Source organism: Blochmannia endosymbiont of Camponotus sp. C-003, from assembly GCF_023585685.1.
In the GTDB taxonomy this organism is placed as follows: Bacteria; Pseudomonadota; Gammaproteobacteria; order Enterobacterales; family Enterobacteriaceae; genus Blochmanniella.
Map to the genome: position 1 here is coordinate 269,926 of NZ_CP097764.1, position 16,915 is coordinate 286,840.

The following is a 16,915-nucleotide window of genomic DNA, read 5'->3' on the forward strand; positions in this document are numbered from 1 at the left end:
ATTTGTATAAGTTAATGAATATGCTCATGATGATATATACAATAAGTGTTATCATCGTTTATTGTTGATTACAGTTGTTGATTGGGTGTATTACATGATTTTTATTTACAGTAAATGGAATAACCATGATATATTCTGTTTTCACAACAGTTCTTTCAACTATTTACTGAAAGATCAATGATTTGCAAAAATTATCTTAGTATGTGTTTTTACGAATTTTCATGATATATGTAACTCCAGAAATTAATAAAAACATCCCAACTAAAATTAAGGGAGATGGCCATAGTTGTTGATGTATACATGAGTATATTAAACCTGCCACAGTTTCTACTACAATCAATGGGCCTATTAACGTTGTTGGTAATCTTTGGCTCGCTTCATTCCAAAAGAATGTGCCTAACCAAGAGCAACAGAATCCAATTAATACCATTAATAAAATAAAAAAAATTGGTCTAGGACCAAAGGGTAGTGCGAATTCATCTTGAATTAAATCTGAACAGCAAATACATACAAAAAAATAAACGAGACATGATAGCGGTAATGTAACTATGCCTTGTGCATTAGCCCAGGTCATAGGTTTATTATATGGATGAGTTTTTAACCAATGTGCATTCCTTAATGCATACCATGCCCAACATACAACAGAAATAATTGCTAAAATTATTCCGCTTGTGTATTGCCATATACTCAGTATAAAGAATTCAGATCGCAGTTCAGAAATATTCACACATAACAAACCCGATCCCATTAGCAACAATGATATTAATAAAGTATGGTTTGGTAATTTTTTTTCATTAGGAGAAACAATATGTGTCGTTACAGTTAACATTAGAGGTAATGTACCGACAATAGCTGTTGAAATTGGCACCCCCACGCGTTGAATAGCACTTGTTAAACAAGTGTAGTATATTAAATGACCTGTTAAAACTAATTTTATTGCTTCTAACCAATCTTTTAGTAACAATCTACGTAAATGTGCTCTATCATACCATGATAGTGGTAATGAAATTAATCCAAATGCGATATAACGACCCGATGCTTGTAATATGCTGGGGTATTCTGGTATCAATAAAGGACCTATAAAAATTAATCCCCATAACAATCCTGAGATTACAGCAAAAGCAATTCCTAATATCATGATATTTTATCATACTAATGAAATATACTTAATACTATTATTTAGCAGAAGTCTATTTTTATTAAATCACAAGTATACACCTATTAAGTATACACATTTTTATTAAACTATGTTATATGATTTGTTTAATTGAGATTTATTTATGTAATTGATAACCATAATATATGATGAGCATTATGTGTAATTATGCGCCCTATAGGATTCGAACCTATAACTTACAGCTTAGAAGGCTGTTACTCTGTCCAGTTGAGTTAAGGGCGCGTCATTTGTATATTTTACTAAATATATATTCTTTTTGCGAGATGTCTTGTTAGATTAAATATTTGTTAAGCAGTATGTTTTATGAAAAAGTGTATAGTTTAAAATTAATAGTGATATGTATTTGTTATAAAATAACATCATTGTGTTCATACATAACTTATTGGATATATTCTGCAATGATCGCCAAGATAATTGATGGTAAATATGTTTCTGAAAAAATAAAAAAAGAGATGGCTAATCAAGTACGTAAAAATATGAGTTCTGGGAAGCGTGCACCGGGATTAGCTATGATCCTGGTAGGAGATAATCCAATTTCTCAAATATATGTAACTAATAAGAAAAAAGTATGCGAACAAGTGGGTTTAATTTCGTTTCTTTATACTTTACCTATTACGGCTACTGAAAATGATATTTTTCAATTAATTGAAGTTTTAAATAATGATTACCGTGTAGACGGTATTTTAATTCAGCTTCCATTACCAAATAAGTTAAATAAAATAAATATTTTAGAACATATTGCCCCTGATAAAGATGTAGATGGTTTTCATCCGTATAACGTAGGGCGTTTATGCCAACGATCTCCTACGTTACGTCCGTGTACTTCTCGCGGTATAATTACTTTGTTGAAATGGTATAATATAGATATGTTTGTATTACATGCGGTTGTAGTTGGAGCATCAAATATCGTTGGTCGGCCTATGACTATGGAATTGTTATTGGCGGGATGTACGGTATCAATCACTCATCGTTTTACTCAGAATTTAAAAATATATATTGAAAATGCTGATTTATTAATAGTAGCAGTGGGTCAAGCAAATTTTATTCCTGGTGGTTGGATAAAACGAGGGGCTATAGTAATAGATGTTGGTATTAATCGATTGAATAACGGGAACCTGGTGGGTGATGTTCACTTTTCTAGTGCTTATGAACGGGCAGCATATATTACACCTGTTCCGGGTGGGGTAGGTCCTATGACGGTAGTAACACTTATTCAAAATACTTTGCAAGCATATGATGATCATCATATGGAGGAGAGATAGTTTCATTTATTTCACTTTATTGTTACTATTTATATTATTTGTAATGCCATTTCGTAATCCCTGTAGACTTGTCTTCTAATGTTATTCCCATAATGTTTAGTTTTTTTCGTATTCTATCAGCTAATTCCCATTGATTATTTTTTCGTGCAACTTCTCGGCATTGAATTAATTTTTGAATTTTTTCAATATGATATTTTTTATTATTTTTTGATGTTATTTTTTTTAAGAAAATTTCTGGATTTTGATGTAATAATCCGATAATGTTTGCTAAATATTTTAAGGTAGCAGCTATACCTTGAGTAAGCGAATGACCTTTAATTTTTAAATCATTTAATTTGTGTGCTATTTCAAATAATACTGAATATGCTTCTGGTGTATTGAAATCATCGTTCATTTTAGAATTAAATTTTGATATAAAATGTTCCCCCCCATTTGGTTTTATTGTAGGATTAGTATCTCGTAAAGCTATGTATAATCGTTTTAACGATGCTTGTGCATTTTTAAGGTTATTATCATTATATTTTAATTGACTACGATAATGAGCAGACATTAAAAAGTATCTTATTGTTTCAGGATCATAATGTCTTAAAATATCACGTATAGTAAAACAATTATTCAATGACTTTGACATTTTTTCATAGTTAAATAACAGAATACCAGAATGCATCCATATATTTGCATAAGAAGTGTCATTAGCACATTCAGATTGAGCGATTTCATTGTCATGATGCGGAAAAATTAAATCTGTTCCCCCTCCATGAATGTCTATTTGATTACCAAAAATGGAATAATTCATAGCAGAACATTCAATGTGCCATCCTGGACGGCCATCTCCCCATGGAGATGGCCAACACGGCTCCCCTGGTTTAGATGTTTTTTTCCATAATACAAAATCCATAGGGTTTCTTTTTGTGTTTGATATTTTTAAGTTATTATAATGTGTTTCAGGTAAATTTTTTTTATTGGATAAGAGACCATAATTGCGCATCGTTTTTACAGAAAACATGATATCTCCGTTAGGAGCAGTATATGCATGTTTTTTTGAAATTAATAGACAGATAAATTTAATGATTATATTAATATGTTCTGTTACTTTTGGTTCATAATTTGGGCGTAATATATTTAATGCATCTAGGTCTAGATGCATTTCTTGAATCATACGTTTAGTTAGTTGTTCAGTAGTCTCGTTATTTTCATAAGCTTTGTTTATGATTTTATCATCTATATCTGTTATGTTACGGGCGTAATCTACGTGATATCCGCAATGACGTAAATAACGAATAATACTATCAAATGCTATAAATGTTCTAGCATGTCCGAGATGGCATAAATCATAAACTGTAACGCCACAAACATATATTTTAATTTTACCAGAATCGATAGGTGTAAATTTTTCTTTTTTTCTTGTTAAGGTATTGAAAATTTTAAGCATTTTAATTCATTATATAATTTTGATACGTAATCATATTGATTTTTAGTGTATAAGCTTAATAGGTTAATAGGATCTTTAAACTAGATTATATATATAATCTAGTTATTAATTTGGTATTGATGTCATCGTCTTTGCATAAAAACATGACATATGTTATCTTAATCATGAGGGTATGGCAATGTTTATTATATAGTAAGTATAATTATGGCATATACTATATGCATATATTCATGTATAGTATGATTTTATTTACATGATTGTTTTTATTTGATTATTAAATTTTTAATGAATAGTTTTGATCTGAAATATTAAAAATATAACAATATTAAAATTGCCATTATTATAATTATTCAATATATATATGTATGTCTATTTTATTTATTTCAGATGTTCATTTGTGTGTTAAGTCGTCATATATTACTAATGGGTTTTTGTGTTTTTTAAAAAATTATGCAATACGTGCTAAAGCTCTTTATATTTTAGGAGATTTGTTCGATGCTTGGTTAGGAGATGATGATTGTAATCCACTGCATATTAATATTGCTAAAGCTTTGAAAGCGTTACATCGAAAAAGAATTTCGTGTTATTTTATTCATGGAAACCATGATTTTTTATTAGGAAAGAAATACGCTAGCGCTTGTGGAATGAAGTTATTATCTTCTAAGCAAGTGTTACAATTAGAGTCTGGAAAAAAAATAATTATTTTACATGGGGATATTCTATGCTCTAATGATGGCTCATATCAATTATTTAGAAAATGTTTACGTCATATTATAACGCAGCGGTTATTTTTATCGTTACCATTGTCCGTACGTTCACGAATATTCAGTTCTATGCGTGCATGTTGTACACAACATGCAAAATATAAATCAACAAAACAATTAGATATCAATTTAAAAACAGCTACAGATATTTTAATACAGAATAATGCGGATATCATGATTCATGGACATACTCATCAACCTGCAACTCACAATATTTACAGATCCAGATCTAAAAAAGATATTCTTAAGATAATAGTGTTAGGATGTTGGAACAAATACGGTTCAATTGTAGAAATAAATGAAAAGAACAACGATATACTATTTACAGAATTTCCATTATATAAATAAATAGAATGTAAAGTTAGTATTTTGTATTAATAGTTAAAATATCTATATGTTATTCATAAATATTTTCATGAGAAATGGAACATTTATCATTTAGCCTAATATTTAGAATAAATGAAATGTTAAACACATGTTTTATATATATACGAGATATATATAAATAGGGAATGTATATATTTTTATTAAGATTACTTATAAATATAGATGTGGTTTAATTTTTATTAAGGATATATATTTTAAATATAATTATTTTTTTGTAGATCTTTTTCTTTTTTACAATAGTTTGCCTGTTCTTGTATAATATTAAACAGTTTACTACAAATTGTTCGAAAAGTAAATGTAAGTATTGTTGATGTGATTACTAGATTTTTGTTATTTAAAGATAATTTATTGTTTGCAAATAAATTATATTCTGTCTTATTTGAAGAGTAGAATGAAAACATATAATATGTCCTGGTAAGATTCACATTATTATGGATAACTATTGATAGTTAAAAAAATAAAAGTTAGATTTAGACAGATTCATCATAATCAATATTTTATAATTGTTGGATATATTTTATATGCTGCATACAGCAAGTTAGATGAAAATTGTTTATTATATTGTATATATGATTTCAAAATAGTTTATATATTTATAATGTTATCTTTGAGTGTTTATCATTTGTCGCTTGTATCTGCACGTCTACATTATAGAAACAATGTATCGATTTATTGTGTTTTTGATAGTTAGTATTTAGTGTCCATTATATACATTAGTGATTTTTACAATAAAATTATATATTTTTTGAGAATTAACTAAGCACTGTGGTTGATGAGATAGTGTATTTTGTGTGCTGATGATGTTTATTATGGGTGTTGATATCATAATGAAACTGAAATGGACACTCTAATAAGTATTATAAATTGATAATATTGATTAATTCTTTGTAGATTTCAGAAATATCACGATTTCCATCAACAGCAAAATATTTTATTTTTTTATCTTTCGATTCTTTTCTATAATAATCTGATACTGGTGCAGTGTGTTGATAGTAATTATGTAATCGTTGACGTATAGCTTCTTCGTGGTCGTCTTTTCGAGTAGTTAACACTTCCCCAGTAATATCATCTAATCCATAATTTTTAGGTGGATTAAATTTTATATGATAAGTTCTACCAGAACTTACATGTATTCTCCTGCCTATAATACGATCAATGATCACAGAATCTGATATAAAAAATTCTATGATATAATTTACAAAAATTTCATATTTTTTCATAGATTTTGCTTGTAAAATTGTTCTAGGGAAGCCATCTAATAAAAATCCATTACGACAATCGCGTTGACTAATGCGTGTGTTGACTAATTGCAACATAAATTCATCATTGACTAAATCACCAGCATGTATAATATTTTTTATATTTTTATTCAGTTCATAGGACTGATACGAGCTGTTATGTATCGTTTGACGCAACATCATGCCTGTAGAAATATTTGGAATGTTGTATTTATTTGTAATAAGATGAGCTTGCGTTCCTTTGCCTGATCCGGGAGGGCCTAAGAATATGATACGTATCAAATTTAATTCTCAATAAAATTATAAAAATTTAGCAAATAATGTCTATAATTATTGCAAACATACATCTACTCATATATAGAAATAACCCTTATCTAAACGTATATTTAAATTGGTATTAATCTGATCTAATTTTAATAATTGTTATTATATCATAACTAAAGTATAAAATTATATTTTATTATCTAATTATTGTAGATTATGCTGTAAGAGTGATGTTTTGATTTTATATTATAAGTAGTGATTAATAGTTAAATTAAGAACACGAATTGATAAATTGAGTAGGATGACAGTATTTACGCATGTTTCTAAATGTATTGTCGTTAAATGTCATTGTTTATGAATAATTTTTATTCATTATTACAAATGAAGGTTGATTATTGTTTTGATTTAACTAGCTTATTTGTATGGGTCAATTTTGAGTTAAAAATGAATCTTATTGATTGATAGTTTTAATTTAATTTTTTGATCATTAGGTATATAAAATAGTAATTAATTTTTATAAAAATCATGGTAGTAGTTATGTTAGTCAATGAAATTACATGTTTTTAATGTGCAGTTAATTTATTTTTTTAGACTACATATACAATATAATTGATATGAAATTAAAAGTAGTATTATTTTATTTATTTAAATTTTATAGGTTTTTTGATGCTTAAAGTACTTGAATATCATTTTCATCTATTTCAGCATCAAAAAAAGATTTAATCATTTTAACGTACGGATCACTTGAAAATTCTTTCTTTACTATTGATGATATTTTTTTTTATATAAAGTATGTAAATATTCCATTGGTGTTTTTATTGCATAGTTGTCATTTTTTTTGATGTGTAATTTTATCGGTATGCCCATATTATGGCTGAGTGATTTTTGTATGATATTGTGTAGTTTTATGGAATTTAAATGTTGATATTCGGAACGAACATGTAGGCATATTTCATTTGAAGAAATTTTTTCTTTCCATGAGTTCATAACTAATTTTTTTGCTGGTTTTGGTAATGATAATTGATATATTTGTGATATCCATAAATCTTTATTTATTGCTTCTTGAAGTATTTCTTTTATAATATTGGGTATATTTTGATGTTTTTGTAGGTTGAGTGTATCGTTAGTGTTATTATGCGACTCCAGATATTCCGATAAATTTTCATTAATTTTATTGAAACGATTAGTACTATTTTTTAAAATTATTGTATTAATATTGGCAAATCTATCTAAGATACTTTTTGTTTGTTTTTGAGATTCTGAAGTTAAATTTGATTTTTTTTCTATTACATGTAACTTATTACATTCTTTATATTGTAATAATTTTGATCGGGCTTCTAATATTTTAGAAGTGATATCTTCAATCTTTCTATTAGATAAAGATTTTGAAATTTTTGGTTTAGTATTATCCATATTGAATTTATATTTTTTAAGATTTAAGAGTAATGTATCATTTGTTTTTTTTGGTTTTTCTATATTTAATGGATGGCTACTATTTTGATAGTGATTTATTGATTGAACAGGACCAGTAGTAATATGTTGTGTAGTATTAGTATTTATTTCAGAATTATTATCTGAGCATACAGGTTTTGAAGGGATACTACTGCCATCATTGCCATTATTATTATTATTATTTTTGTTTGTTGTATCTATATCAGGACGAAAAGCTAATGCGCGTAGCATGGTCATTTCTATTCCCATGCGATGACTAGGAACGTAAGGTAATTCCCGACGACCTAACAGAAAAATTTGATAATATAATTGTACATTTTCTGGGGTAATACGATTACTTAATTTACGTATACGTTGATTGATGTGTTGTGTTACATTATTATCTTCTTTTTGTACAGAATTTGTTAGAAATTGACCTATAGCTATTTTTTGCAAGATAGTAAGAATTTCGTTGAAAATATAATCCCACTGGATTCCTAAATTGTTCAAATTTTCAATTTGGTGCATGATATTGTGTATATCCGCATCAATTAAGTTTTCAATCAAACATAATGGATGTTCGACGTTTGATATACCAAACATATTATTAATAACATTATTAGTTATATTATTATTTCCTAAAACAATAGCTTGCTCTGCTAAGCTAAGCGCATCACGCATACTTCCTTTTGATGCATATGCTAATGATTCTAAAGCAGAAGTCTCTATTTTTATGTTTTCTTTATGAAAAATATATGTGAGTTGAGTGATAATTTGAGAAATATTTAGAGGCTTCAAGTAAAACTGTAAACATCGGGATAGTATAGTTTCCGGTAATTTTTGGTATTCTGTAGTAATTAAAATAAATTTAACATGTGCGGGTGGTTCTTCTAACGTTTTTAATAAGGCATTAAAACTGTGACGCGATAACATATGTACTTCATCTATGATGTATACTTTAAAGCGACCTCGAGATGGCATGTATTGTACATTATCCAAAAATTCTCTAGTATCCTCTACTTTAGTGCGTGATGCTGCATCTATCTCAATAAGATCAATAAAACAACCTGATTCAATGTCTTTGCAATTATTACATTGACCGCACATAGTATATGTTGAACCTTGTTCACAGTTTAATCCTTTTGCGAATAATCGAGCAATAGTAGTTTTTCCTACTCCTCTTGTACCACTTAATATATAAGCATGGTGAATTTTATTTAATGAAAAAGTATGTGTGATTGCTTGAATGATATGTTCTTGTCCTACAAGATCAGAAAATTTTTTTGGACGCCACTTTCGAGCAAGTACTTGATAACTCATAAGATATAACTCATATAGTAATTATTATGAATATGAAGATCTAAACTTATTAGTTTAGTAAGATGTAATTATTAATCATGATCAGAGAACGTTACCAAACTGTAGGAATTTATTCCTATATTCTTTAATGATGATTTTCCACTTAAATTTTCTAAATCTATTATAAATCCAGCATGATTTACTTCTCCCCCTAACCGTCTGATTAATTTTACTGTGGCTGCAATTGTTCCACCCGTTGCTAGTAAATCATCTATAATTAAAACTTTATCACCTGGAGTAATGGCATCGGTATGTATTTCTAAAGATCCGCTATCATATTCTAAAATATATGGTTCTTTAATGGTATCACGTGGTAATCTTCCTGATTTACGGGCTGGAATAAAACCTAGTTTTAATATTAATGCTAATGGAGCGCTGAATAAGAATCCTCTAGCTTCTATACCTACTACTTTGGTTAATTTATGATTTTTGTAATGATGAGCCAAAAGAGTAACACTTGCTGAGTATGCTTGAGGATTTTTTAATAATGCAGTAATATCTCGAAATAAAATTCCTTTTTTTGGATAATTGGGTACAAATTTGATATTTTTTTTGATTAATTCTAATTGTTGATTTGTAACATCTATCATATTTTTTCCAAAATAGAAACAAATGTTTATTTGGATTTGTATACATTTATATATACAAAATTTTATTTCGTCGTTATATTTTATCAGATCGATTTATGAGTAAAATAATACTATACTTTTGTATAGCTTATAATATTAGTTTATTAAACATATATTTATATATGATTGATACATGTTTTATATATATTTTTAATAAAAATTTCAAGTATTTATTTAAAATTAAATACTTTATATAGGAATATTTTAAATATAGTAGTATAAATATATGATTTTAATATATTTCACTCATTGAATGAGTGATGATGGACGAGTGCATTTTATTTTTTAATTATAAAATGAAAAATTAATTGCATAGTCAAGAATAATGTATTTTTGACTAATATATTAGTATTTAATAAATAAATTTATTATAATATAATTAGTAATTTTAATTTTTTGGAATGTATTTCATCTTTTTTAAAAAGATTTTTTTATTCAGATTAATACCGAATATAATTAGACATTTTTGGTGATTATTTATTTGTGTTTGAAGTATTGTGTATTCTAAAGATTAAAAATTATGGTTGTTAGAAAAAGTACAAAAAAATTAAAAATTGATATATTTGAGCAGATACAAAAAACTATAATGAAAAATATAGCTCTTAAAAATAAAACACAATGCTTTCAAATGACGGTTTTTGAATTTTTTGATTTTTATTTGTACGACATTGCATATATTCACATATATATATTTTCGGAAAGAACATGTTTAGTTTTGGTTAAGTATTTTTTATAATAAAACAGATAAATGTATTGATCACGTTTCACTACATGACACATATGTAGTGAGTTAAATAAATCAAGAGTTATGAAAAATTTCAATAATTATCTTATCGGGATGTTAACAAAAATACTCATTATAGCTCCTTATTACGGCTGCTTCTTTCCAGACCTGACCGATTTTTAAAAAATTACTATGAATAATTTGATAACATCCCTCCTGTAAGAGTATTCCTGATTATTTTAAATTTTTCAAGTGAAAATTGCACATTTAAGTATGAATTAATTTTTAATCTAAGATATATTTTGTTTGTGATCATGTGGTTTAAAAATATTTTTTATTTTTAAAGTTAATTGTCAGAAAGCTATATTTGATGTTTTAGAAATTATGTTATGAATAAGCAATCGGTATTTTATTTATTTGAATTTTTATTAACATATTTTGCATTAAAAAATTTTTAATTATTTTTCATATTTTTTAATTAATTATTATTTTATCTCGACAGGAGATGTAAATATTTAAAAAATTATATTGAATAGTTTAGTTGCTGTTATTCTTAGCTCTTAATCTAAAAATAGATACAAATGTTCAGTTTATATAGTATGTAGTTTCATGGATATGTCATACCACTGTTTTATAATATAATAACGATAGCTTTATGTACGTGGAATATTTCACAACAATCAATAGTAAGACAATTTTTTAATTGTGATATAAGATCAACAGGTGTTATTATGAAACTATAAACTACTATTAGTGACACTAATATATATGTTTTATCAATAAAAATCAAAAAATAGCAACATTTTATTTTTTTGATTACTTGTTAATCAATAAGATTGATTCTATTGAGTGAGAATATTACATATATAGAAATATGTAGATTTATGTGTTATTTATACGCGACTATTTTAATAAACTGATACACCCCATATATTTTATATATAATGTTTCTACAATTACACGATATGTCATACTAATGATGATTTAGGTGTGACTTCAGTAGAATGAAATGGGATATTTTGTAATGCTAATATTAAAACCTCGTCTATTTGTTTGACTGGATGAATATTTAAGTTATCAACTACAATAGCTGGCATATCTTCTAGGTCGCGTTTGTTTTCATACGGTATTAATACTGTTTTAATACCTCCTCGATGTGCAGCTAACAATTTTTCTTTCAATCCACCAATAGGTAATATTTGTCCTCTTAAAGTTATTTCTCCTGTCATGGCTATGTTGGCTTTAACAGAATTTCCTGTTAAGCAAGAAACTAAGGCGGTGCACATAGCAATTCCAGCACTTGGTCCGTCTTTTGGCGTAGCTCCTTCTGGCACATGTACATGAATGTCTTTTTTTTCGTAAAAATCAGTATTAATACCTAATTTATCTGCACGCGCTCTTACCACAGTTAATGCAGCTTGAATAGATTCCTGCATCACTTCACCTAAAGATCCAGTATACGTCAATTTTCCTTTTCCAGGAACGCAAGCAGTTTCAATAGTTAAAAGATCCCCTCCTACTTCAGTCCAAGCTAGTCCGGTAACTTGTCCAATACGATTTTCTTGATCCGCGTGGGTACAATCATAGCGTTGTACTCCAAGAAAGTCTTTTAGATTATTTTTATCAATGCTGATACGTCTTATTGTTTTGTTCATTAAAAGCGTCTTTACTGTTTTACGGCATAATTTAGAAATTTCGCGTTCTAAATTACGTACTCCAGCTTCACGTGTATAATGTCTAATAATGTTTACTAACGCATCGTCTTTAATGGTTAGTTCTTCTGGTTGTAAAGCGTTACGCTCTATTTGTTTAGTGAATAAATGCTGTCGTGCTATATTTAGTTTTTCATCTTCGGTATAACCAGATAAACGTATTACTTCCATTCGATCTAATAAAGGACTGGGAATATCCATTGAATTAGAGGTAGCCACAAACATAACATCAGATAAATCGTAATCTATTTCTAAATAATGATCATTAAAAGCAGTATTTTGTTCTGGATCTAATACTTCTAGTAAAGCAGCAGCTGGATCTCCACGCATATCTAAAGACATCTTATCTATTTCATCTAAAAGGAACAAAGGATTTCTTACTCCAACTTTAGACATTTTTTGTATGAGCTTACCAGGCATTGATCCAATGTAAGTACGACGGTGACCTCTAATTTCGGCTTCATCACGCATGCCGCCTAAGGCCATACGTATATACTTACGCCCAGTAGCTTTGGCAATAGACTGCCCAAGTGATGTCTTACCTACTCCAGGTGGTCCTACTAAACATAAAATAGGTCCTTTAATTTTATTAATTCTATTTTGTACTGCTAAATATTCTAGAATACGATCTTTAACGCGATCTAACCCATAATGGTCTTTATCCAGGCTTTCTTGAGCTTTCAGCAAATCTTTTTTCATTTTACTTCTTGTATGCCAAGGTACTGACAGTATCCAATCAATATACCCACGAACTACAGTAGCTTCAGCAGACATAGGGGACATCATTTTTAATTTTTGCCACTCTGATTCTACTTTTCTTCGAGCTTCTTTAGGCATTTTAGCTGCTTCTATTTTTCGTCTAAGAGCCTCATTTTCATCGACAACAGCATCCAGTTCTCCCAGTTCTTTTTGTATGGCCTTCATTTGTTCATTTAAATAATACTCGCGTTGGCTTTTTTCCATTTGTTTTTTTACGCGATTGCGAATACGTTTTTCAACTTGTAAGAATTCAATTTCTGATTCCATCATCGCTATTAAATATTCTAGTCGTTCAGTAACGTTTGACATTTCTAAAATGGATTGTTTATCATTTAGTTTGAGCGGCATATGAGCGGCGATGGTATCTGCAAGATGATCTGAATTATCAATATTGTTTAAGGATGTTAAAACTTCGGCGGGTATTTTCTTATTGAGCTTAAGATATCCTTCAAATTGATTAATAACAGTACGCATTAAAACTTCTTGTTCATGTTCGATTGGTGCATCAATATGAAAAGTACTTGCATGAGCTTTAAAATGGTTGTCAGTATCCGTTAATTCAATGATACGGGCACGCATTAGTCCTTCCACTAATACTTTGACAGTACCGTCTGGTAATTTAAGCATTTGCAATATTATAGATATTGTTCCAACTGAAAAGAGATCACTGATGCTTGGTTCATCAGTTGACGCTTCTTTTTGGGCTACTAACATAATTTTTTTGTCGTTGTTCATAGCAGACTCGAGACATCTAATAGATTTGTCCCGCCCTACAAATAAAGGGATCACCATATGCGGATACACCACCACATCACGCAAAGGCAATACAGGTATTTCTATGCGATCAGGTTGCTCAGTGTTCATAGAGCGATCTCTCTTAGTTATAGCTTGCCAAGATTATAACATCTTTAATATTCAGCTGCACCATTTTAATAATCAAATAATTAGAAATATGGGGATACATTGAGTATATTCAACATCGAACGTTATGAAAAATAAAAAATAAATAATTATTTAATGTTGTATTTATTTTATCATTCAATATTTATTGATGTTTGCATGACGCTACAAACTATTTTTAATAAATAAAATTTTTAAACAAAAAATTGTTTTGTGGATTAAAACACACTAAATATTTTAAATGTTTAATTTTCATTAAAACATCGATATATGTTTCAATATTCTATTAACTATGAATTTTTTTGGATATAACTATTTATTTCATCAAAAGTATATCAGTGGTAATTAAGTATTTACATATGTATAGTGTATATAATATTGATCAGTTAATATAATTAACTGATCAATATATCAATTATATTATTAGATAAAAGTAATTAATTATTTTGAGATAATAAGTTTTTATTTTCAAATTGAAAGTATAGAATAATATGTAAATAATCATCATAATATGATGAACGAACAATTTTTATTTATCATCATTAATAATGATTACAGATGTTTTGATTTAATTTAATAATTAGCAATGCTAATGATATTCGAATTTTCGTGTACATATAATGATACGATCAAATTTAGTAAGATTTATTTTTATAAAATTATTTTTTAATAGTAAAAGATTATACTAATAAATGATTGTTATTGTTAGTAGTTTTGGATACTAAATTTTAGTACACAATTGTGTGTATTATAAGATGTACATTACAATTAATTAAACGTTATGTATGATATAAAAGAAAGGAGTATTTTTTATTTTTCATAACATTTAAATACATATTTTTATTATATTAAAAATTGTTTCGGTGTTTTATTGTGTTATTAACATTTATTTATGATTATTAAAATAGATTATGTTGTTGTCAACATGATTTGTTTGCAGACAATGTGTTGTAGATATTATTATTTAGATATAGATTTGTTTATTTGATAGTTTCTTATTTTAATATTTTTTATTATTAATATCCCAATTTAAATTGGATTTTTGGAACGATATAAATTAGAAAAGTTATAAATTTATTAATTCTTACGATGATCATATAATGATTGTAATACATTACATTAGTGTATGTATATTCATTTAAAATGATAGCATATTATGCTATAAATATCATTAAATCCTAAACAGATTTAATTTTTTTTTTTTTTTTACGCTGTAAAACCATAAGAATTGTTATATTGAATTGATTATGATGATTTTATTTATCAAGTATACCCATATATAACATATATTTTATGATGTTAAAAAAAGATATTTTTATTTTTAGTAAAGGTTATATTGCATCATTATTTCAAATTCCCGCTATCTTCATGGAAGATATTAACACGGACCCACAATGAATATGACTGCGCGTTTCAATATCGTGCCCAATAGAATCAATATTATAGAACATATCTTTTAAATTACCAGCAATAGTAACTTCATTGACTGGATATTGAATATCGCCGTTTTCTACCCAAAAACCAGCTACCCCGCGTGAGTAATCTCCAGTAGTAATATTAATTCCTTGCCCCATTATGTTAGTAACAATAAGTCCGCGTTGCATGTTTTTGATTAACTCTATAAAACTTAAATTTTGATGACTAATATACCAATTATAAATACCATCAGCGTGTCCAGTGTTTTTTAGTCCTATTTTCCGAGCAGAATAACTATTTAAAATCCAATTTTTTAGTATACCATCTTCTACAATAGATCTATTTAAAGTATGTACCCCTTCGCTATCAAATGGAGCTGAACCTAATCCTTTTAATACATGCGGGCGTTCGTCAATGGATATCCAAGAAGGAAAAATTTTTTTCTTCAAATCATTTAACAAAAAAGTAGATTTGCGACATACATTGTCTCCATGAATAGCACTTGCTAAATGATGGAATAAACTTGTAGCTACTTCTGCAGAAAATAATACTGGAGATTCCATTGTTTTTAATTTTTTGGGGTTTAAATGCTGTAGAGCTCTCTGAGCACATTCTTGTCCAACCCATTCTGGAGAACGTAAATCATTAAATGAGCGACTTAATGTATAGGCATAATTTTGTTCCATAATATCATTACTTGCAGCAATCACTCCACAACATAAAGAATGTTGGCTGCTGCTGTAACTTTGTAACATACCATGACTATTCCCAAACACTTTAGTGGTAAAATAACTGCTGAATCTACCTCCTTCAGTATAAATTATACGCTTATCATATTGTAATGCTGTTTTTTCTGCTGTAGATGCTAAATCCATTCCTAATTTAGTATCTAAACTAATGGGATGAAATAAGTCAAGATTCATAGGATTGAATGCTAATAATTCTTTATCGGCAATCCCAGAATGTGGATCTGAAGAAGTATAAGATGCTATATCCGCTGCAGTTTCTACAGTACGATTTATTGTTTTCTCATTTAAATCATTTGAAAAAGCAGTACCTTTTTTTTGTTGACGAAATATAGTTATACCTAAGACACCCCGATTATTAAATTCTACATTCTCAAGTTTTCCGTAACGAGTGCTGACTGTAATTCCTGTAGTTTTAATTACTGAAACTTCTACTTCCTTTGAATATGCATGTGCTAAATTTAATGTTTGATATACTATATTTTCTAAAAAGTTACGTTGTTGTATTACGTCGTCTATTATATTCATCTTATCCTCCTGTAATAAGAGTTTCTAATTAGTATATATGTATCTACCAATATGATCTACATTGATCAACATCAGTCACTGATGTTGATCAATGTAGATCATGATATTAAAAACAAAAATTTGTTTTTAATTACTAAAACAATTTATTAGTTAAAAAATTTCATAGATGTATTATTTGTAATAATTA

General features: G+C 27.8%; 9 protein-coding genes, 1 tRNA gene and 1 other RNA gene. 2 read left to right on the forward strand and 9 right to left on the reverse strand.

The window, feature by feature from the left end; translation table 11 throughout:
* Positions 1-196: 196 nt before the first annotated feature.
* Complete coding sequence (locus M9397_RS01120; RefSeq protein WP_250227130.1) at positions 197-1,138, reverse strand: DMT family transporter; 942 nt, start codon at positions 1,136-1,138, stop codon at positions 197-199.
* Positions 1,139-1,325: 187 nt separating this feature from the next.
* Positions 1,326-1,399 (reverse strand) — tRNA-Arg (locus M9397_RS01125).
* A gap of 176 nt (positions 1,400-1,575) precedes the next feature.
* Between M9397_RS01125 and folD the strand changes: the two genes are divergently transcribed.
* Positions 1,576-2,439, forward strand: a complete 864-nt coding sequence (folD, locus tag M9397_RS01130; RefSeq protein WP_250227131.1) for a bifunctional methylenetetrahydrofolate dehydrogenase/methenyltetrahydrofolate cyclohydrolase FolD — start codon at positions 1,576-1,578, stop codon at positions 2,437-2,439.
* A 34-nt stretch (positions 2,440-2,473) separates the two neighbouring features.
* Here the strand turns inward: folD and cysS are convergent, their stop codons facing one another.
* Positions 2,474-3,871 carry a cysteine--tRNA ligase gene (cysS, locus tag M9397_RS01135; RefSeq protein WP_250227132.1) on the reverse strand — a complete coding sequence of 466 codons (1,398 nt, stop codon included), beginning with the start codon at positions 3,869-3,871 and terminating at the stop codon, positions 2,474-2,476.
* Positions 3,872-4,236: 365 nt separating this feature from the next.
* On the opposite strand from cysS, the gene M9397_RS01140 reads away from it, so the two are divergent.
* A complete protein-coding gene (locus M9397_RS01140; protein WP_250259825.1) occupies positions 4,237-4,983 on the forward strand; it encodes a UDP-2,3-diacylglucosamine diphosphatase in 747 nt (248 codons plus the stop codon).
* 896 nt (positions 4,984-5,879) lie between these two features.
* Here M9397_RS01140 and adk read toward each other — a convergent pair.
* The 6 genes from adk to pmbA all read right to left on the reverse strand — a co-directional run bounded on the left by adk (position 5,880) and on the right by pmbA (position 16,728).
* On the reverse strand, positions 5,880-6,542 hold the full coding sequence (gene adk, locus M9397_RS01145) for an adenylate kinase (protein WP_250227134.1): 663 nt from the start codon (positions 6,540-6,542) through the stop codon (positions 5,880-5,882).
* A 744-nt stretch (positions 6,543-7,286) separates the two neighbouring features.
* Positions 7,287-9,275, reverse strand: a complete 1,989-nt coding sequence (dnaX, locus tag M9397_RS01150; protein WP_250259827.1) for a DNA polymerase III subunit gamma/tau — start codon at positions 9,273-9,275, stop codon at positions 7,287-7,289.
* A 71-nt stretch (positions 9,276-9,346) separates the two neighbouring features.
* Positions 9,347-9,904: an adenine phosphoribosyltransferase gene (gene apt / locus M9397_RS01155; RefSeq protein WP_250227136.1), complete on the reverse strand. Its 558-nt coding sequence runs from the start codon at positions 9,902-9,904 to the stop codon at positions 9,347-9,349.
* A gap of 878 nt (positions 9,905-10,782) precedes the next feature.
* Positions 10,783-10,874: signal recognition particle sRNA small type (gene ffs, locus M9397_RS01160), an RNA gene on the reverse strand.
* Between the two features lie 761 nt (positions 10,875-11,635).
* The gene (gene lon, locus M9397_RS01165) at positions 11,636-14,002 is read right to left on the reverse strand and encodes an endopeptidase La (protein WP_250227137.1); all 2,367 of its coding nucleotides are present in this window, start codon (positions 14,000-14,002) and stop codon (positions 11,636-11,638) included.
* A gap of 1,385 nt (positions 14,003-15,387) precedes the next feature.
* Entirely contained in the window at positions 15,388-16,728 is a 1,341-nt protein-coding gene (gene pmbA, locus M9397_RS01170) for a metalloprotease PmbA (RefSeq protein WP_250227138.1), read from the reverse strand.
* Positions 16,729-16,915: the final 187 nt, after the last annotated feature.